Annotated in this window: 16 protein-coding genes; 5 read left to right on the top strand and 11 right to left on the bottom strand. The window is 72.3% G+C overall.

Annotated features, from left to right (window positions below):
* Positions 1 to 86: 86 nt before the first annotated feature.
* Positions 87 to 1808 carry an acyl-CoA dehydrogenase family protein gene (locus ACZ5XZ_RS30510; RefSeq protein ID WP_468983736.1) on the bottom strand — a complete coding sequence of 574 codons (1722 nt, stop codon included), beginning with the start codon at positions 1806 to 1808 and terminating at the stop codon, positions 87 to 89.
* 77 nt (positions 1809 to 1885) lie between these two features.
* Complete coding sequence (locus ACZ5XZ_RS30505) at positions 1886 to 2443, bottom strand: PadR family transcriptional regulator (protein WP_468983734.1); 558 nt, start codon at positions 2441 to 2443, stop codon at positions 1886 to 1888.
* Between the two features lie 273 nt (positions 2444 to 2716).
* Between ACZ5XZ_RS30505 and ACZ5XZ_RS30500 the strand changes: the two genes are divergently transcribed.
* Positions 2717 to 3145 carry a DUF779 domain-containing protein gene (locus ACZ5XZ_RS30500; protein ID WP_468983731.1) on the top strand — a complete coding sequence of 143 codons (429 nt, stop codon included), beginning with the start codon at positions 2717 to 2719 and terminating at the stop codon, positions 3143 to 3145.
* Between the two features lie 199 nt (positions 3146 to 3344).
* Here ACZ5XZ_RS30500 and ACZ5XZ_RS30495 read toward each other — a convergent pair whose 3' ends face one another.
* The 3 genes from ACZ5XZ_RS30495 to ACZ5XZ_RS30485 form a co-directional block, all read right to left on the bottom strand.
* Positions 3345 to 4292: a DUF1444 domain-containing protein gene (locus ACZ5XZ_RS30495; protein WP_468983828.1), complete on the bottom strand. Its 948-nt coding sequence runs from the start codon at positions 4290 to 4292 to the stop codon at positions 3345 to 3347.
* A 178-nt stretch (positions 4293 to 4470) separates the two neighbouring features.
* Positions 4471 to 4989 (bottom strand): lytic polysaccharide monooxygenase auxiliary activity family 9 protein, encoded by a 519-nt coding sequence (locus tag ACZ5XZ_RS30490; RefSeq protein ID WP_468983729.1) that lies wholly within the window; start codon positions 4987 to 4989, stop codon positions 4471 to 4473.
* A gap of 51 nt (positions 4990 to 5040) precedes the next feature.
* Positions 5041 to 6081 carry a LacI family DNA-binding transcriptional regulator gene (locus tag ACZ5XZ_RS30485; protein WP_468983726.1) on the bottom strand — a complete coding sequence of 347 codons (1041 nt, stop codon included), beginning with the start codon at positions 6079 to 6081 and terminating at the stop codon, positions 5041 to 5043.
* A gap of 284 nt (positions 6082 to 6365) precedes the next feature.
* Here ACZ5XZ_RS30485 and uriH point away from each other — a divergent pair, with 284 nt between their 5' ends.
* Complete coding sequence (uriH, locus tag ACZ5XZ_RS30480; protein ID WP_468983723.1) at positions 6366 to 7313, top strand: uridine-preferring nucleoside hydrolase UriH; 948 nt, start codon at positions 6366 to 6368, stop codon at positions 7311 to 7313.
* The gene (gene uriT, locus ACZ5XZ_RS30475; protein ID WP_468983720.1) at positions 7310 to 8791 is read left to right on the top strand and encodes a uridine transporter UriT; all 1482 of its coding nucleotides are present in this window, start codon (positions 7310 to 7312) and stop codon (positions 8789 to 8791) included. The genes uriH and uriT overlap by 4 nt, the downstream gene beginning before the upstream one ends.
* Before the next feature lie 103 nt (positions 8792 to 8894).
* Here the strand turns inward: uriT and ACZ5XZ_RS30470 are convergent, their stop codons facing one another.
* Positions 8895 to 10034, bottom strand: coding sequence for a baeRF2 domain-containing protein (locus ACZ5XZ_RS30470; protein WP_468983717.1), 1140 nt, complete (start codon positions 10032 to 10034; stop codon positions 8895 to 8897).
* A gap of 308 nt (positions 10035 to 10342) precedes the next feature.
* On the opposite strand from ACZ5XZ_RS30470, the gene ACZ5XZ_RS30465 reads away from it, so the two are divergent.
* Together ACZ5XZ_RS30465 and ACZ5XZ_RS30460 are read left to right on the top strand one after the other, a co-directional pair.
* Positions 10343 to 10759, top strand: a complete 417-nt coding sequence (locus ACZ5XZ_RS30465; RefSeq protein WP_468983714.1) for a DUF2795 domain-containing protein — start codon at positions 10343 to 10345, stop codon at positions 10757 to 10759.
* A gap of 119 nt (positions 10760 to 10878) precedes the next feature.
* Positions 10879 to 11346 (top strand): DUF5709 domain-containing protein, encoded by a 468-nt coding sequence (locus ACZ5XZ_RS30460; RefSeq protein ID WP_468983711.1) that lies wholly within the window; start codon positions 10879 to 10881, stop codon positions 11344 to 11346.
* Between the two features lie 81 nt (positions 11347 to 11427).
* Here ACZ5XZ_RS30460 and ACZ5XZ_RS30455 read toward each other — a convergent pair whose 3' ends face one another.
* The 5 genes from ACZ5XZ_RS30455 to ACZ5XZ_RS30435 all read right to left on the bottom strand — a co-directional run bounded on the left by ACZ5XZ_RS30455 (position 11428) and on the right by ACZ5XZ_RS30435 (position 16393).
* On the bottom strand, positions 11428 to 12177 hold the full coding sequence (locus ACZ5XZ_RS30455) for a hypothetical protein (RefSeq protein ID WP_468983708.1): 750 nt from the start codon (positions 12175 to 12177) through the stop codon (positions 11428 to 11430).
* Positions 12170 to 12814 (bottom strand): RNA polymerase sigma factor, encoded by a 645-nt coding sequence (locus tag ACZ5XZ_RS30450; protein ID WP_468983706.1) that lies wholly within the window; start codon positions 12812 to 12814, stop codon positions 12170 to 12172. Before ACZ5XZ_RS30450 ends, ACZ5XZ_RS30455 begins: the two co-directional genes overlap by 8 nt.
* A 154-nt stretch (positions 12815 to 12968) precedes the next feature.
* Positions 12969 to 13394 (bottom strand): hypothetical protein, encoded by a 426-nt coding sequence (locus ACZ5XZ_RS30445; RefSeq protein WP_468983704.1) that lies wholly within the window; start codon positions 13392 to 13394, stop codon positions 12969 to 12971.
* Between the two features lie 120 nt (positions 13395 to 13514).
* Positions 13515 to 14462 (bottom strand): serine/threonine-protein kinase, encoded by a 948-nt coding sequence (locus tag ACZ5XZ_RS30440; protein WP_468983701.1) that lies wholly within the window; start codon positions 14460 to 14462, stop codon positions 13515 to 13517.
* Positions 14459 to 16393, bottom strand: coding sequence for an ABC transporter ATP-binding protein (locus tag ACZ5XZ_RS30435; RefSeq protein ID WP_468983700.1), 1935 nt, complete (start codon positions 16391 to 16393; stop codon positions 14459 to 14461). Before ACZ5XZ_RS30435 ends, ACZ5XZ_RS30440 begins: the two co-directional genes overlap by 4 nt.
* Positions 16394 to 16466: the final 73 nt, after the last annotated feature.

Raw genomic sequence — 16466 nt, 5'->3', positions numbered from 1 at the left:
TCGGTTCCGGGGGCCGGGTCGCCGAAGTGCTCGGCCGATCCGGCCCCCCTTCCGTGCCGCCGCCGCGCGGCGACCTCAGTGGGCGGCTACGGCGCCATCTCGTACGCCCCGGCCAGCGCCTCGACGCGCTCCCAGACGCGCTGCGAGCGGGCGTCGTCGACGACCGGGCGGCGGACCGCGCCCAGTGCCCAGCTCTGCTGTTCGGCGGTGGCGGAGTCCTTGCCGTGCAGCTCGACGGCGTGCGCGGAGAAGTCCCGTACGAGGACGGCGAACAGCTCGTCGAGCACGTCCTGCGGCAGGCCGGTCAGGCGGGCCTGCTCCAGGATCAGCTGGCCGTGCACGACCAGCGCGAACAGCTGGCCGACGGCGAGCAGCAGATCGAGGTCGCGGCTCTGCTCCTCGTCGGGGGCGGCGGTGGTGACGAACTCGCACAGGGCGTCGGCCTGTTCCCGGAAGCGGGCGACGTTGGGCACCTCGGCGTAGGCGTCGTAGGCGGCGCGCCAGTCGTGGAAGCGGATGGCGCCCAGCCCCCGGGCCGGCCCCTGCTGGAAGAGGAACGCGTCGTCGGCCGCGTCCAGGCGGGTCCCGACGGGCGCGTACTCGGCCGGGTTGAGCAGGTGGTTGCCCATGAACTTCAGGATCAGGGCGAGGTTGACGTGGACCGTGCCCTCCAGCTTGGGCAGACCGCGGATCTCGGTGGCGGCCTGGGCGAAGTAGGTGTCCTTCTCGAAGCCCTTGGCGGCGATCACGTCCCACATCAGGTCGATGACCTTCTCGCCCTCCGTGGTCACCTTCATCTTCGTCATGGGGTTGAAGAGCAGGTAGCGGCGGTCGTCGGGCCCTGCCGAGCGGAAGTAGTCCACGGCGCGGTCGCTGAAGAGCTTCATCCCGACGAGGCGGACATAGGCGTCGGTCAGCTCGCGGCGCACGTGCGGGAAGGCGGTGACCGGGCGGCCGTAGAGAATGCGCTGGTGCGCGTGGGTGACGGCCTCGTACATCGCGTGCTCGCAGATGCCGATCGAGGCGGTGCAGAGGTTGAACTTGCCGACGTTGACGGTGTTGAGGGCGGCGTCGAAGGCCGCGCGGCCGGTGTGCAGGATGTCGTCCGGCCGGACCGGGTAGCCCTCCAGGCGGAACTCGCTGACGTACTTCGAGGAGTCGACGACGTTCTTCACCAGGTCGTAGGCCGGGTGGCGGCTGTCGGCGGCGAAGAAGACATAGCCGTCCGGGCCCTCGACGTCGGTGCGGCGGCCGAAGACGGAGACGAGCCCGGCGGCGTTGCCGTTGCCTATGTAGTACTTGGAGCCGGTGGCCAGGAAACCGCCGTCGCCGTCGGGCTCCAGCAGCATGTCGGTGGAGTAGATGTCGGCGCCGTGGGTCTTCTCCGACAGGCCGAAGGCGAACACCTCGCCCTGGTCGAGGAGTTCGGCCGCTCGGCTGCGGGCGGCGGCGTTCTCGCTCTGCCAGACCGGGCCGAGGCCGAGGATGGTGACCTGCCAGGCGTACCAGTAGTCGAGCCCGTAGAAGCCGAAGATCTCGTTGAGGGCGGCGATCCGGGCGGTGTCCCAGCGCTTGTCCTGCTGTCCGTCGGCGGCGGAGGCGGGCGTGAGGAACGTCGCGAACAGCCCTTCCTTGGCGGAGAACGCGAGGAAGTCCGCCAGCCAGGCGCGCGAGCGGTAGTCCTCGATCAGCTTGCGCTTGCCGCGCTCCTCGAACCAGTCGACGGTGGCGCGCAGCAGCCTGCGGGTCTCGGGGTCGAAGTGCGCCGGGTCGTAGGTGCGCGGGTTGAACAGCAGCGGGTCGGCCATGGGTGTTCGCCTTTCCGGCTCGGGAGGTGAGGCTGGGAAACGGTGGCTGGGAAGTCGGGTGGGACGGGGGCGCCGGTTCAGCGTTCGGGGCCGAGCCGGCGGAGGGTGGCGAGGACGTCGTCGAGCCAGACGAGCGTCATCCGCTCGTAGGCGATGCCGCCGCGCAGCACGACGTGCTGGAGCTCCTGTCCGTCGTCGAGCGGTCGGGGGGCCTCGGGGCCGGTGAAGTCGCGCCGCTCCCCCGCGAGATAGTGCGCGAGGCGGTCGGTGTGCGCCTGGTGGTGCCGCTCGACCTCGCGGATCAGCGCGGCCGGGTCGTCGAAGGCCGCGCCGCGGATCTTCACCGCGAGCTCGTGCCGGACGCTCTCGGGCTCGATCGGCTCGTGCAGCCACTGGGAGAGGGCGGCCCGGCCCGGGGCCGCGACGGAGTACTCCTTCTTGTCCGGCCGGCCCTGCTGGGGCACCTCGCGGACATCGATCCACCCGTCGCTCTCCATCCGCTTCAGGACGCGGTAGATCTGCTGATGGGTGGCGGTCCAGAAGTAGCCGATGGACCGCTCGAACCGCCGGGACAGCTCATAGCCCGAGCCCGGCTTCTCCAGCAGGGAGACGAGGATCGCGTGGTCGAGCGCCATACCCCGATCCTTCTATGCAACTCGTTGCATAGACAAGGGGCACCGCCCGGGTGAGACACGGCTCACCCGCCCGCACGGCCCCGGCGCGCCGGTGCGGGTGGCGTGCGGGTGGCGTGCAACCACCTCGCAACCTTGCCGGGGGTTAACTGGCCGGGGCGCATCGACAGCCCGGTGGTCATGATCCGGCCGGTCAGGACAGGAGAGGCACATGTACCGCTGTGAGACGAGGAACCCGCAGGTCAGCTGCTTGGGCACGACGCCGGGCCGGTTCTGATGGGCGGCGGCGACGGGTGGGAGGCGGCCGCTCCCAGGGCCGGGGTGGCCGAGGGCGCCTCGCGCATCGCGCTCAGCGCGGCGGCGGGCGAACTGCTGCGGCTGCTGCGCGATCAGCACGGCCCGCTGATGTTCCACCAGTCCGGTGGGTGCTGCGACGGCAGCGCGCCCATGTGCTATCCCGCCGGGGAGTTCCGTACGGGATCGTCGGATGTGCTGCTGGCCCGGCTGAGCGTGGCGGGGGTGCCGGAGCCGGTGGGGTTCTGGATGTCGGCGGACCAGTTCGAGCGCTGGCGGCACACGCATCTGACCGTGGACGTCGTACCGGGGCGGGGCAGCGGCTTCTCTCTGGAGGCGCCCGAGGGCGTCCGCTTCCTGATCCGCTCGCGGCTCTTCAGCGACGAGGAGCGGGCCCGGCTCGGGGACTGACGCGGCGGCCGCAGGGCAGTGGTGAGGCCCCACGCACGGGGGAGAGCGTGGGGCCTCACTTAGACAAACGGGCAGCGGGCGGCATCGGTTCCCCCATGGTGGGGATTCGGCGAGAAAATCTTGTACGGAGTGTGCGCGGCGGCCGTGGCCCGGCCGTGGTCGGGGGCCTCGTACGGCGGTCGGGCCTCCCCTGCGACGGTCAGGCCTCGTCCTGCACCAGCCGGTCCAGCAGCTCCTGGAAGTCCCCGCTCACCACGATCCGCAGCCCGTCGCCGTCCGGCTCACTCAGCGGCGTCATCACGCCCCGGCGCCACCAGAACACCTTGGGGCTGATCGCGCCCGCCGCGTCCTCGTGACCGGCCGCCGCGAACTGCGCCATGGCCTGCAACGCCGGGATGACCTGGGCGTCGTGGATGCGGTGGAACGCCAGCTGGTGCCGGAAGGGCATGGCGACCAGCGCGCCGTCCGCGGTGAGCCCGGTGCCCATGATCCGCTGCACCAGCTCGTCGAGCACCAGGACCCGGCTCGCGGTGAAGAAGGAGTCGCCGAGCAGCACCTCGAACGCCGAGCCGTCGCCACGCCGCACCGTCTCATGCCCCTCGACGGGCAGCGCCCGCAGATTGTTCATCGCCCGGATACGCAGCTCGGCCACGTCCCCGAGGTCGGTCAGCGAGTCCTCGCTCAGCATCTGCACCGCCTCGGGCAGGTCCAGGGCGAGCACCTCGCGCAGCCCCGGCGCCGGCTCCCGGCCGTAGCGGAAGGAGTCCGAGGCCGGCAGCGTCTCCTGGGCGACGACCCGGGGGTAGAGGCAGGCCCGGATCTCCTCCTCGCTGAGGATCTCCAGCGGCTGCGGACCGTCCATCGTCCGCAGCACCTTTCCGACGTGATCCCGGATCAGCGCGGGCCAGCTCCGCTCGCCGCGCCGGTCGCGATGGCACACCGCGGCGAGGTTGCCGAGGCCGAACTGGCGGCCCGCGGAGTCGGTGACCAGGCCTGCGTACGCGGTGACTTCGAGGCCTTGTTCCGCGAACGCCTGCCGGACCTGTGATCTGAAGACGCCGCCTTCACGCTCGGAGAAGAAGCTGAACTCCCCGTCGCGTGCCAGGTCGCGGGAATCCCGCTTCGGTCCTCGGCGGAACAGGCCCATCTCTTCCTCCCGGCAGCGGCCACCCACATCGGCCATGAATGGGCCGATCGTAACGGGTGTGCCCGCCGCCCTCGTCGCCCGTTGACTGCCGCTCACCGCACGGACCGGCTCGGGGGATGCCTCGGACGACGAGGGGGTGGGGACGTCACGGGGTGCGCCCGAGAGGGGAGGGGCTCCCTCAGCCGCCGATGGTGACGTCGATGCAGGCGTAGAAGGCGTTCGCGGTGTCCGCGATGTTCCAGACCGCGAGGATCTTCTGCTTGCCGGTGATGCCGCCGAAGTTGACGGTGTGGGTGACGGTCTCGGGCGGCCGGGCACCGCCGTCGTTGAACTCCGCGACCTTGTTCCCGCCGACGAAGTACTGCCAGGTGCTGGTGGAGTGACGTGCCGTCAACTTCCAGCGAAAGGTCTGGGAGCTGCCGATCGGGGTGACCTTCCAGCCCTTGGAGTCATCGTCGAGATCGGCGAACTGGCTGTTGCCGCCGCTGCAACTGGTCAGCCCCTTGGGGCCTTCGACGCTCTGCGGCTCCCATTTGATCGGCCCGCATTCGATGGTGCCGGCGGCGCACTGCGCCTGCCTGCTGGGGGGTGAGGAGACATATCCGTGTGCGCTTGCCGGGCTCGCCGGCATGGTGACGACGAGCAGCGGGGCGATTCCCGCACCGATGGCGAGGGCCAGCCTTCTTTTCCTGTCCATGTCAACCCTTTCGCGAGGGGGGTGAAGGGCGCGAGGGTGAGGGTGATTGGTCTAGACTTTACTCGCTGACCGCGTACGGTCAAGAGGTTGCGGGCCCGGCGCACTGGAGGCACGGACGACGAGCTCGGGGGCGAGCCGGACCGTACGCCGCGGGCCCGGGGCTCCCCCGGCCGGCCGACGGGCCAGCAACCGGGCGGCCTCGGCGGCCAGTTCGCCGACCGGCTGGCGGACGGTGGTCAGCGCGGGGTCGGCGAGGCCGGCGAGCGGGATGTCGTCGAAGCCGGTGACGGCGACCTCGCCCGGCACGTCCGCGCCCAGCTGCCGCAGCCGCTGCGACGCCCCGGCCGCGATGAGGTCGTTGGCGCAGATCACGGCGTCCGGCCGGGACGGCCAGAGGTGGTCGACGGCGGCCCGGCCCCACTCCACCGAGAAGTCGCCGAGCGCGCTGCGCCCGGGCGCCTCCGGGTCCAGGGCCGCGGCGCCCGCCTCGTACGCCGCACGGCGCTCGACGGCCGCCGACGCGGTTCCGGCCGCACCGATGAAGCACGGGCGACGGCGCCCGGTGGCGGCCAGATGCTCCAGGACGAGAGCCATGCCGGCCGCGTTGTCGACGGCGACGGAGTCGGCGACGCCGGGGCCGCAGCCACGGTCCAGCAGCACCAGCGGGACCTGGGCGGCCGCGGCGGCCACCGCCTCCCGGCTGCGCCGCTCGTCGACCGGTATCAGCAGCAGGGCGTCGACCCGCCGGCTCAGCAGGGCGGCGATCCGGGCCGCCTCGGTCTCCGGGTCGTCGTCGCAGTCGGCGAGGAGCACGGCCCGCCCCTCGGCGTGCAGGGCGTGCTCCAGCTCCCGGACGAGGGTGGGGAAGAAGGGGTTGGTGATCTGCGGCAGGACGAGGCCGACGGTTCCGGTGGAGCGGCTGCGCAGGGCCCTGGCCACGTGGTTGGGGCGGTAGCCCAGCCGCTCGGCCGCCTCGCGGACGGTGCGGGCGGTCTCGGCGCCGACCGGGCGGGTGCCGGCCAGCACGCGGGACACCGTGGCGATGGAGCAGCCCGACGCCAGCGCGACGTCCTTCAAGGTGACTTCGGCCACGGTGGTGTGCCCTTCGGGTCGAGCCGTACCGGCATGAGGGCGGCCACCGTACCGGAAGGGGGCGGCAAACGTTATCACCGCTCACACACCGTGCCACCAGGGCGGATCAATGCGCGCGAACCCGGTCGGATGGCTCACATTCCGTTGACACCAGGCAGCGGAATGAGCCAAATTCTCGGAGAACGTTTTCCAGCGGCAGCAGCCCCCTGCGGCGCTCCCAGAGACTTCACCCCGCACCCCCGCACCCCCGCACCACCGTTCCGCAGAGCAAAGGGGCTCTTCCGTTGGCCAGAAAGATCATCCTCGACTGCGACCCGGGCCATGACGACGCGGTCGCCATGCTCCTGGCGCATGGAAACCCCGACGTGGAGCTGGTCGCCGTGACGACCGTGGTCGGGAACCAGACGCTGGAGAAGGTGACCCGCAACGCCCTGTCCGTGGCGCGGATCGCCGGGATCACCGGCGTCCCCTTCGCGGCCGGTTGCCCGCGCCCGCTCGTACGGGACATCGAGATCGCACCGGACATCCACGGCGAGACCGGTCTCGACGGCCCGGAGCTGCCCGAGCCCACCATCGAGCTGGACCGCCGGCACGCGGTGGACCTGATCATCGACACGGTGATGTCCCACGAGCCCGGTGAGATCACCCTCGTGCCGACCGCGGGCCTGACCAACATCGCCCTGGCCGTGCGCAAGGAACCGCGGATCGCGGAGCGGGTGCGCGAGGTCGTGCTGATGGGCGGCGGCTACCACGAGGGCAACTGGAGCGCGGTCGCCGAGTTCAACATAAAGATCGACCCTGAGGCCGCCCATATCGTCTTCAACGAGAAGTGGCTGGTCACGATGGTCGGCCTGGACCTCACGCACCAGGCGCTGGCCACTCCCGAGGTCGAGCAGAAGATCGCCGCCGTCGGCACCAAGCCGGCCACCTTCGTACTGGAGCTGCTGGAGTTCTTCCGTGAGGCCTACCGGGAGAACCAGGGCTTCGACCACCCGCCGGTGCACGACCCGTGCGCGGTGGCGTACGTCATCGACCCGGACGTCATGACGGTGCGCAAGGCTCCGGTGGACATCGAACTGCAGGGGACGCTGACCCTCGGCATGACCGTGGCGGACTTCCGTGCGCCCGCGCCGGCCGACTGCACCACCCAGGTCGCGGTGGCCCTCGACCACGAGCGGTTCTGGAACCTCGTCGTGGACGCGCTCGAGCGGATCGGCGACGTGACGGCATGAGCGTCTCCACCAACCAGCGCCCGCTCATACCGGCGGGCGGCACCGGATCGGGCGTCCGCACCGGCGTCCTGCTCACCGCCCTGCTCGCGGCGTGCTTCGCCTTCCAGCTCAACGCCAGCATGCTCAGCCCCGCGCTGAAGAACATCGAGGACACCCTCGGCGCCAGCTCCGCCGAGATCGGCCTCACCCAGACCGCGTTCTTCACCTCGGCGGCCCTGTTCTCCCTGTTCCTGCCGAGGCTGGGCGATGTCATCGGCCGCCGCCGGGTGCTGGCCGGCATGCTCGGCCTGATGGTCGTCGGCTGTGTGATCGCCGCGCTGGCGACCAGCGTGCCGATGCTGTTCGCGGGCCGGGTCATCCAGGGCGTGTGCGGTCCGGTCGTCCCGCTGTGCCTGATCATGCTGCGGGTGGAGGTGCCGGAGCCGAAGCGGTACGGCACCCTGCTCGGCGTGATCACCGCGGTCAACGGCGGCATCGCCGGTGTCGACTCGCTCGCCGGCGGCTACCTCGCCGACCACCACGGCTTCGGCTCGGTCTTCTGGGCGATGGCGGTCGTGGCCACCCTCGCCGCCGTCCTGGTCGCCACCCTCACCCCGGAGTCCAAGGCACCCGTCCCGGAAGCGGCCGGGAACCACGGCGCCCAGGGGTCGGGCGCCCGCCGGATGGACTGGCCCGGGGTCGCCCTGCTCGTCGTCTCGGTCGGCTCGCTGCTGACCGCGCTCAACGAGGCCGGCAAGCTCGCCGCGGCCAACTGGATGCTGATCGCCGTACTGGTCGTCGTGGCCGCGGCCGCCTTCGCCCTGTTCTGGCGCACCGAGAACCGCAGCGCCCACCCGCTGGTCGCCACGCGGCATCTCAAGCAGCGCGCCACCTGGGCCACCCTGCTGACCACCGTGCTCACCATGACCGGCGTCTTCGCCGTGATGAACGGGCTGATACCCGCCTTCGCGCAGGACGCCCAGGCGGGTCTGGGGATGAGCGCCGAGCAGTCCGCGTGGTGGACGCTGTCGCCGTACGCGCTGGCCGGACTGGCCATGGGCCCGCTGGCCGGTCGCCTCGCGGCCACCTACGGCTACCGCCGCGTCCTGCGGTTCGGCCTGGTCGGCTCGGTGGCGACGGTGGTGCTGATGCTGCTCACGATGCACAGCCACTCGCAGGTCCTGCTGCTGGTGACCTCCATCCTGGTGGGCATCGCCTACGCGGGCGTGGCGAACATCGTCCTCAACGGCCTGGGCATCGTGCTCTCCCCCAGCGACAACCCGGGCTTCCTGCCCGGTCTGAACGCGGGCGCGTTCAACCTCGGTGCGGGGCTGAGCTTCGCTGCCCTCTACGCGGTCAAGACCGCCGCCGCCCCGGCGGACCCGGCGTCGCCCGGTGGCTACACCGCCGGCATGATCGCCGGAGTGCTCATCCTGGCCGCGGCCATCGCCACCTCCTTCCTGATCCCGAAGCCGGTGGCGGCCGAAGCGCAGGACTGAGGCACGCCGTACGGCACGAGGGGCCGCCCGCCCACCGGTGACTTCCGGTCGGCGGGCGGCTCTTTGTGCGGTACGTACTCGATGGCCGGAGGCGGTGCGGTGGTCACCCCGGCGGGTCCTCCTCCGACCTGCGCAGGATGGCGCCGAGTCCGCCCTCCGGCGCCTGCTCCAGGTCGCGGACGACCACGATCTCGGCTCCGCTGGCGACCGCGGACCGCACCAGGGCGTCGTCCGCGCGTGCGGTCGCCGGACGCTCCTCCCCCATGGCCTGCAACTCCGTGCCCCGTACGGCCAGTTGATCCACTCCCTCGCCCACCCAGACCTGCCGTGCGATGTCCGAACCGTGCGGGCTGACCAGCAGCGTTTCGATCCGGTGCGCCCGCGCCGCCTCGACCAGGGCGGGGATGCCGGCCGCGGCCCGCGGGGCGCTCGGGCCGCCGGACCCGGCGTCCGTACGGAAGCGGTCCGTCACCTGCGCGATGTGCTCGCGTTCCCGCACGGCCCGGACCTGGGCGATGTCCCGCTCGACCAGGTCGCTCTCGGCCCCGGGCGCGCGCCCGCCGTGCTCGCTCTCGTAGGTGACGGCACGCAGCCGCCCGGGCAGCTTGTCGTGCACCAGATGCCGCTCGCGCGCCTCGCCGATCAGGACGACGGCCTCGGCGCCGCTGCTGTCGAACGCCTCGCGCACCGCGTCGACGATCTCCCCGGCGTTCTGCTGCAAGCTGTGCTCCGCCGTGGTCCGCAGATGCCGTTCGGACCAGTCGGCCGGGGCGGTGCGGGGCGGGGGCCGTTCGGTGTCGCCGGACCGTCCGGTGTCGTCGGTGCCCCGCTCCCCCAGCACGACGAGGTCCGCTCCGTCGTGGTCGAGGCGGACCACGAGGCAGACGGGGTCGTCGCCGACCGCCGCCAGCAGGGGGGTGACCCGGGGTACCGGCCCCCAGGCGGCGAAGGGCGTGGCCGGCGGGCCGGGAAGCGGTGTGTCGAGCACGACCACACCGTCGTGGGCGAAGAGCACCCGGCCGGTGTGCGCTCCCGGTGCGCAGTCGCGCGGCGCGATCAGGGCCTCGTGTACGGCCCCGCAGGTGGCCTCGTCCGCGCCGAGCGCGAAGAGCTGGGCCGTGGTGGCGCTCGCCAGCAACTCCTGTTGCGTTTCGACGTCCTCGGTGCCGTGCGAGATATCGGCGTAAACGGTTGCCCAGGGGCCTGGCCGATCGATGACCGGTCGAAGGAGCGAGAGTCGCATGGCGCTGCCTCCTTGGATTCCTCGGATTCCTCGGATTCTCCCGGTTTGCGGTTGGCTGCCACCGGTAACGCATTGCCGTCGGCGAGACGCGGTTGGCTCCCCTACGGATTCCCCTTCCGGAAATGGCCTATGCATCGCGGGCATATGCGTCTGCGCGGATCGCGGTCACCTTCCGTATGCGACTGCGCCCATTCCGTGCACACGAGGAAATCCGCGCCGGTGGCGCCTTCCGGTTGTTAGGGCGAAAGGACCGGGGAAACTGGGAGAGACGCGTCGGCTCGGTACGACAGGTAGAGGCGGAGGCAGCGATGGTCATGGAACACGGAACGGACAAGACCGGACCCGCACGGGACGACGTGATGAAGAAGCAGTTGCGCGGGCAGTTCACCACGGTGCGCTCGCTGCGCACGGACGAGGAGCACGAGCTCCAGCCGGCGGGCGAGGACCAGCCCATGGCGGCGTGGTCCCCCGAGAGCGACTTCAGGGGCGGCACACCGACCGGTATGACCGAGCAGGACGTCGGGCTGCGCTCCGAACTGGCTCAGCACCTCGGCCGGAGCCTCTACCCGGCCGACAAGAACACGATCATCGAGACGCTGCGGCGCAACAACGCACCGGACCGGCTGGTCAGCATGGCCGAGCGGCTGCCCGCGCACGAGCGCTTCGGCAATGTGCAGAGCATCGCCGAGGCCGTCGGGCTCCACACGGAGCGCCGGCGGGCCTGACGGCACCGGCCCGGTCCGTCCCGGTGCTGCCGGGCGGCGGCGGCAGGCGGACAATTGGTGGTACCGGCACCTGCCGCAGTCCGCGGCGGGGCGAGCAGAGGGAAAGAGGGAGGGCGGTCATGTCCGACGACACAATGGGCGACGAGGTCTACCAGCCGCCCCGAACCGATCCCCAGGACAACCCCAACGACCTGGACATGGAGGACGCTCTCGACGAGCCGGGGCTCGACGAGACGCTGGACACCGGCTACTCGCCCCCCGAACGGCCGTATGTGGTCAATCACGCCGGGACCACCGCACGGGAGCTGCACGACGGCGACACCCTCGAACACCGGCTGGCCCTGGAGGTGCCGGAGGTGTGCGCGCCCGACGGCGACGGGATCGGCGATCTGCCGGACGGGGTGGGCGAGCCGGTGGACGTCGAGTGCGGCGACGAGCGGGCCGGGCGGCTCGTGGGCGCCGACGAGGGGTTCTGGCGCGGCGGCAGCAACGACGTCTCCGCCCGGGACGTCGGCATCGACGGCGGTGCGGCGTCGGCGGAGGAGGCCGCGGTGCACATCGCCCGCGATGAGGATCTTCCCGGGTAGACGGCGCGTTCCCCGGTGGCCGCTTCGGTCATCCGCCCACAGGACAGTGGCGCCGCCGCCGATCTCGGTGGCGGCCCGCCATCATCGCGCGGTGAAGTGCGCGGTGGCCAGGACGCGGCCGTCGGCCGAGATCAGCCGGACGCCGGAGAGCGTGGCGGGGTCCACCGGCGCCGGGGCGCCCCAGTAGCCGTCGCCGTCGTGCAGGTCGAAGGTGCCGAGTCGGACGGTGCTGCCGTCGGTGCGCTCCATCAGGCAGGTGACCTTTCCGTTGTACGGATTTCCGGCGTCGGCGAGGTCGACGGACATGAACACCCAGCCCTGTGCCCCGGGATGGGCGTAGAGGTCACCGGCCGGCCCGCGATGCCCCACGTCGGCTCGGGTCAGCTGTGCCCACAGCACGTTCGTCCCGGCCTGGACGGGCCGCGCGGGGCCGGCCGCCATGTTCTCGATGGCCGTGCCGAGGGCCCAGCCGCCGAACCCGAAGCCGAGCGCCAGCACGGCCGCGGCGGACGCGACCCGCAGCCGTACCCCGCCGCGGAACCCCGCGCGCCGGCGCCCGAAGCCACGGGCGCTCTCGCGTCCGTCGCGCTCGGCCTGGGCCTGGGTCAGCCGCCGCGCCACCCTGGTCTCGAAGCCGGCCGGCGGTTCGCTGCGGGGCAGCAGGCCGAGCAGTCCGTCACCGACGAGGGCGAGCTGCTCGATGTACTCCCGGCAGTCCGCGCAGCGGTCCAGATGGGCGGCCGCCTCGGCCCGCTCCCGGCCCGAGAGCACGCCCAGTGCCAGCTCGGCACCGGTCTCGTGCAGCTGTTCGCAGGTCAGGTCCCTAGTCATGGCCGCCTCGCTCGGGGGCCCCGGGTCGCGGGCGCGCGGGATGCGACGACGCGGGGCGGGGTTGCGTGGGATCCGGCGCGGTGAGAGTGGCCCGCAGCTTCGCCATCGCGGCTCTGATCCGCGTCTTGGCGGTGCCCAGGGGGATGTGCTCCCAGTCGGCGACCTGCTGCGCCGTCATCCCGTAGATGCCCGCCATGACCAGTGCGCGGCCCTGTTCGCCCGGCAGCCGCGCCACCGCGGCCCGCAGGGCGGACGACGCCTCGTCGGCGAGCGCCCGGTCCTCAGGGGTGTCGGTCACCGCGTCCAGGAGCGCGTCGAGGTCCTCGGGGGCCACCGGCTCCGGCCGACGCGACCGGACGGCGTCGATGGCGAGGTTGTGCGCGATGGTCGTCAGCCAGGCCGTCACCGATCCGCGGCGGGAGTCGTAGATCTGCGCATGCCGCCAGGCGCGTTCGAACGTCTGCTGGGCGATGTCCTCGGCGAGCTGCGCATCGCGGGTGACCGCGATGGCCACGCCGAAGACCGTGTGCTGGAAGCGCCGTACGAACGTGACGGCGAGCTCCGGGTCGCCCGTGGCCAGACCAGCCAACAGCGCCTCGTCCGGGATGCGTCCGACCGGGAGCTGCAACCTCTGCATACCCTTGTCTACGGTCCGCCCCGGCCAGGGGATTGCCTGGCGGTTACGGAAGACCACGCACCCATTCTCCCTCGGTGCCGGCGCCTCGACGGGGGTCGGCGGGCACCGGCACACGGGCATCGGGACCGGGGGCATCGCGGTGCTCACGGCAGGGCTACCGAACGTGCACGGACGCGGCGGGCCGGGTGACCGCGGTGGACGCGGTGCGCGTCCGCTCCACGCCGCACCACAGGGCGAAGGCGACGAGGAGCGCCACTTCGGCGACCATGGACAGGACTCCGTACGGCGGGTCCCAGCCCTCCTCCTGGTAGGACGGCAGCCCGACGGTGCGGGACAACGCGAAGCCGAGCACCATGCCGCCGCTGACCGCCGTGCCCAGCAGCCAGGCCGGCACGGGGTGCGGCCGCGCCAGGCCCGCGGCGGCGACGAGCAGCGCCACAGCGCCGACCAGGAACAGCACTCCCATGTACGGCACTTCCGCGAGGTGTTCGGGAACGAGCAGGAGATGGACCACGGCGCTGAGGAGCGCGCCGACACCGGCGACCCCCCTCAGCCAGGCCTCGGCCGGACGAGCGGACATCGGGCACCTCCTGGAGTTCGCCGGGTCGGATCTGTCTGGGGTACGTAGTGGGCCCGGCGAATGGTTCATGATCGTCCCCGTGGTGGGCGGAGAAGGGGACTCCGTTCGCGAGCGCGGTGTTCAGCCGGCCGCTGCCGCACGCCGGCCGTGCGGCAGCAACCCGTCGAGTTCCGCCGCGAGCCGGGTGAGGGTCGGCCGGGCGGCCGGGTCGGGGGCGAGACAGCGGTCGATCGCCGTGCCGAGGGTGTCCGGAAGGCGCCGGCGGGTGCCGACGGACGGGGCGGGCCGGTCGAGCTGTGGGTACCGGGACAGCCCGGCGTCCGGTTCCTGCTGCGCTGCGCTGCCGGTGTCCGGGGCCGCCGCTCCGCTGCCGTCCCAGGTCCCGCTGTCCCACGTCCCGCTGTCCCAGGTCCCGCCCTCGCCGAAGGGCGCCTCGCCGGTGGCGGCCTCGTACAGGGTGCTGCCCAGGCCCCAGACGTCGGCGGCGGGGGTGAGCAGCCCGCCGCGCGCCTGCTCGGGAGCGAGGTAGCACAGGGTGCCGATGCCCGGCGGGGCGGGGCCGGGCGGGCGGGCGACGCTCAGGTCGAGCAGCTTCGCGCGCCGGCAGCCGACCACGACGTTGGACGGCTTCAGGTCGAGGTGCAGCAGGCCGTGGCCGTGCAGGTAGTGCAGCGCCGAGCACAGGTGCAGGCCGAGCAGGGCGAGGTCGGCGGCGGCCAGCCGGCGCCGGCGGCGGTCGATGAGGTGTGCCAGGGTCTCCCCGGTGAGCGTCTCCAGCACCACGAAGGGTTGCGGGGTCTCGCCCGTCTCGTAGCCCCGGACCAGGTGCGGGTGGGTGAACGTCTGGAGCCAGCGGCCCTCTTGCAGCAGCCGCTCGCGCAGCCGCCGCTCGCCTCGCCGGTCCGGGCGCAGCACCTTCACGACGCATCGGCACTCCCGCTCCTGGCTCCAGGCGTCGTACAGGTCCAGCCAGCCGGTGCGGCACAGGTGGGCGAGGACCTCGTAGCGCGGGGCCACCGTCGTTCCGGCCGCCAGCGGCGGCGGCTCGGGGGCCGGTGCCCGGCTCATGGCGCGACCTCGGCCTTCGCCGGGTCGCCGGGCCCGTGCAGCCGGTGCAGCCGGGCGTAGGTCGCACTGCGGCGGAGCAACTGCCGGTGGGTGCCGCGGTCGGTGACGCGGCCGTGTTCGAGCAGCAGGATCTGGGTGGCGTCGCGGACGGTGAGCAGGTTGTGGGAGATGAGGATCGTGGTGCGTCCGCTCATCAACCGGCGAAGCGGCTGCAGGACGTGCCGGGCGGATTCCGCGTCCAGGCCGGTGGTCGGCTCGTCGAGGAGGAGTACGGGCGCATCGCGGATCACGGCGCGGGCGATGGCCAGGCGCTGTCGTTGTCCGCCGGAGAGCAGCCGGCCGCGCTGGCCCACCACGGTGTCGTAGCCGTGCGGGAGTTGGTTGATGAAGCGGTGTGCGTCCGCGGCGCGGGCGGCCGCGACGATGTCCTCCTCGCTCGCGCCGGGGCGGCCGTAGGCGATGTTGTCGCGCACCGTGCCGTGCAGGACCAGGGTCTCCTGGAGCAGCATGGCGACGTTGTCCCGCAGGTCGTCCAGGCGCAGTTCACGAAGGTCGTTGTCGTCGAGGCGGATGCTGCCGTGGTCCGGGTCGTAGAAGCGCAGCAGCAGCTTGGCGGCGGTGGACTTCCCGGCGCCGCTGGCCCCGACCAGTGCCAGCGTCTCGCCGGGCGCCACCCGGAACGAGACCCCCGACAGGGCCGGCCGGGCGGTCCCGGGATAGGTGAAGGAGACGTCGTCGAACTCGATGTCACCGCGGGCACGGCCGAGCGTGCGGGGAGCCGGGGCCTGGAGGACCTGCGGGCGCTGGTCGAGCAGCTCGATGATCCGCTCCGCGGCGGCGGACGCCGAGTAGAAGGTGTTGCTGAGGCCGGAGATGCCGCGGATGGGGCTGTAGAGCCTGCTCAGCAGGGTGAGGAAGACCATCAGGCCGCCCAGGGTGAGGTGGCCCTGGGTCAGTTGCCAGGTGCCCAGGCCGATCACGAGCAGCGCGCCGGCCAGCTCGATGAGGTCGACGACCGTGGCGTACACCGCAGCGATGCGCGCGGAGGCCATGGCGGCCCGGAACCGGCCGAGGTTCTCGCGCTCGAACCTCCGGTGCTCCCACCGCTGCCGGTTGTACGCCTGCACGAGGGCGATGTTGCCCAGGGCCTCCTCGGTGAGCGCGCTGATCGAGCCGCTGCGGCGCCGCCGCTCCCGCGACGCGGCCTTCACCCGCCGGGCGAAGCGGCGGGCGGTGCACCAGAACATCGGCGCGATGACGAGGGCGAGCAGCGTCAGGTCCCACCGCAGGTAGAACAGCACGCCGAGGAAGACCCCCAGCCGCATGACCTGGGCGATCGCGTCCACGATCCCGGAGAGCAGGAACGTCTCGACCGCGTCGACGTCACCGGTCACCCGGGAGAGCACATCGCCGAGCCGCCGCCGCTCGAAGAAGCCGAGCGACAGCCCCTCGACATGGCGGAACAGATCGGACCGCAGGGCCAGCAGGAACCGTTCGCTGACCCAGGTGGAGGTCACCTCGTCGGCGAAGTCGAGGACTCCGGCGAGGAACGTCAGCGCCAGGTAGGCGAGCGCGATCGGCAGCAGGAGGTGCAGATCGCGCGGGACCAGCATGTCGTCGATGACGATCTTGAACAGCCAGATCTCGGCCGCGTCGACGACCGGTCCCAGCACGACGAAGGCCAGGATCACCACCAGCCAGCGCCGGCCGCCGTGCGTGTAGGGCCAGAAGCGCCGGAAGACCTCGCGTAGGGCCACCGGCGGAGCGGCCTCGACGATGCCGTCCGCGCCGTCGGGGTCCTCGGCGACGGACAGCAGCCGCCGCACGCTCCAGATCAGCCGGCGCCTCGCGGCGGGGCGCGTGTCGCCCCTGCCCGCGCCTTCGCCCGGGGCGCCGGCGCGGGTGGGAGCGTCCGGCCGCGCGCTGCTCATGGCGTCTCACCCACTGATGCGGCCGGGCAGTAAGCCCGGCCGCCGACAGACACATCGAGTGCTCAGTACCTCC

This window comes from Streptomyces sp. NPDC033270, from assembly GCF_055576575.1.
This window is presented reverse-complemented; position numbering and strand designations above follow the sequence as displayed.

Excerpts from the sequence above, each read along its gene's own strand:
- ACZ5XZ_RS30495 (WP_468983828.1), bottom strand. The coding sequence starts at position 4,292 with ATGGGCCTGTTCCGCCGAGGACCGAAGCGGGATTCCCGCGACCTGGCA.
- ACZ5XZ_RS30510 (WP_468983736.1), bottom strand. The coding sequence starts at position 1,808 with ATGGCCGACCCGCTGCTGTTCAACCCGCGCACCTACGACCCGGCGCAC.
- uriT (WP_468983720.1), top strand. The coding sequence starts at position 7,310 with ATGAGCGTCTCCACCAACCAGCGCCCGCTCATACCGGCGGGCGGCACC.
- ACZ5XZ_RS30465 (WP_468983714.1), top strand. The coding sequence starts at position 10,343 with ATGGTCATGGAACACGGAACGGACAAGACCGGACCCGCACGGGACGAC.
- ACZ5XZ_RS30435 (WP_468983700.1), bottom strand. The coding sequence starts at position 16,393 with ATGAGCAGCGCGCGGCCGGACGCTCCCACCCGCGCCGGCGCCCCGGGC.
- ACZ5XZ_RS30450 (WP_468983706.1), bottom strand. The coding sequence starts at position 12,814 with ATGCAGAGGTTGCAGCTCCCGGTCGGACGCATCCCGGACGAGGCGCTG.
- ACZ5XZ_RS30490 (WP_468983729.1), bottom strand. The coding sequence starts at position 4,989 with ATGGACAGGAAAAGAAGGCTGGCCCTCGCCATCGGTGCGGGAATCGCC.
- ACZ5XZ_RS30440 (WP_468983701.1), bottom strand. The coding sequence starts at position 14,462 with ATGAGCCGGGCACCGGCCCCCGAGCCGCCGCCGCTGGCGGCCGGAACG.
- ACZ5XZ_RS30455 (WP_468983708.1), bottom strand. The coding sequence starts at position 12,177 with ATGACTAGGGACCTGACCTGCGAACAGCTGCACGAGACCGGTGCCGAG.
- ACZ5XZ_RS30500 (WP_468983731.1), top strand. The coding sequence starts at position 2,717 with ATGGGCGGCGGCGACGGGTGGGAGGCGGCCGCTCCCAGGGCCGGGGTG.
- ACZ5XZ_RS30505 (WP_468983734.1), bottom strand. The coding sequence starts at position 2,443 with ATGGCGCTCGACCACGCGATCCTCGTCTCCCTGCTGGAGAAGCCGGGC.
- ACZ5XZ_RS30460 (WP_468983711.1), top strand. The coding sequence starts at position 10,879 with ATGTCCGACGACACAATGGGCGACGAGGTCTACCAGCCGCCCCGAACC.
- ACZ5XZ_RS30470 (WP_468983717.1), bottom strand. The coding sequence starts at position 10,034 with ATGCGACTCTCGCTCCTTCGACCGGTCATCGATCGGCCAGGCCCCTGG.
- ACZ5XZ_RS30445 (WP_468983704.1), bottom strand. The coding sequence starts at position 13,394 with ATGTCCGCTCGTCCGGCCGAGGCCTGGCTGAGGGGGGTCGCCGGTGTC.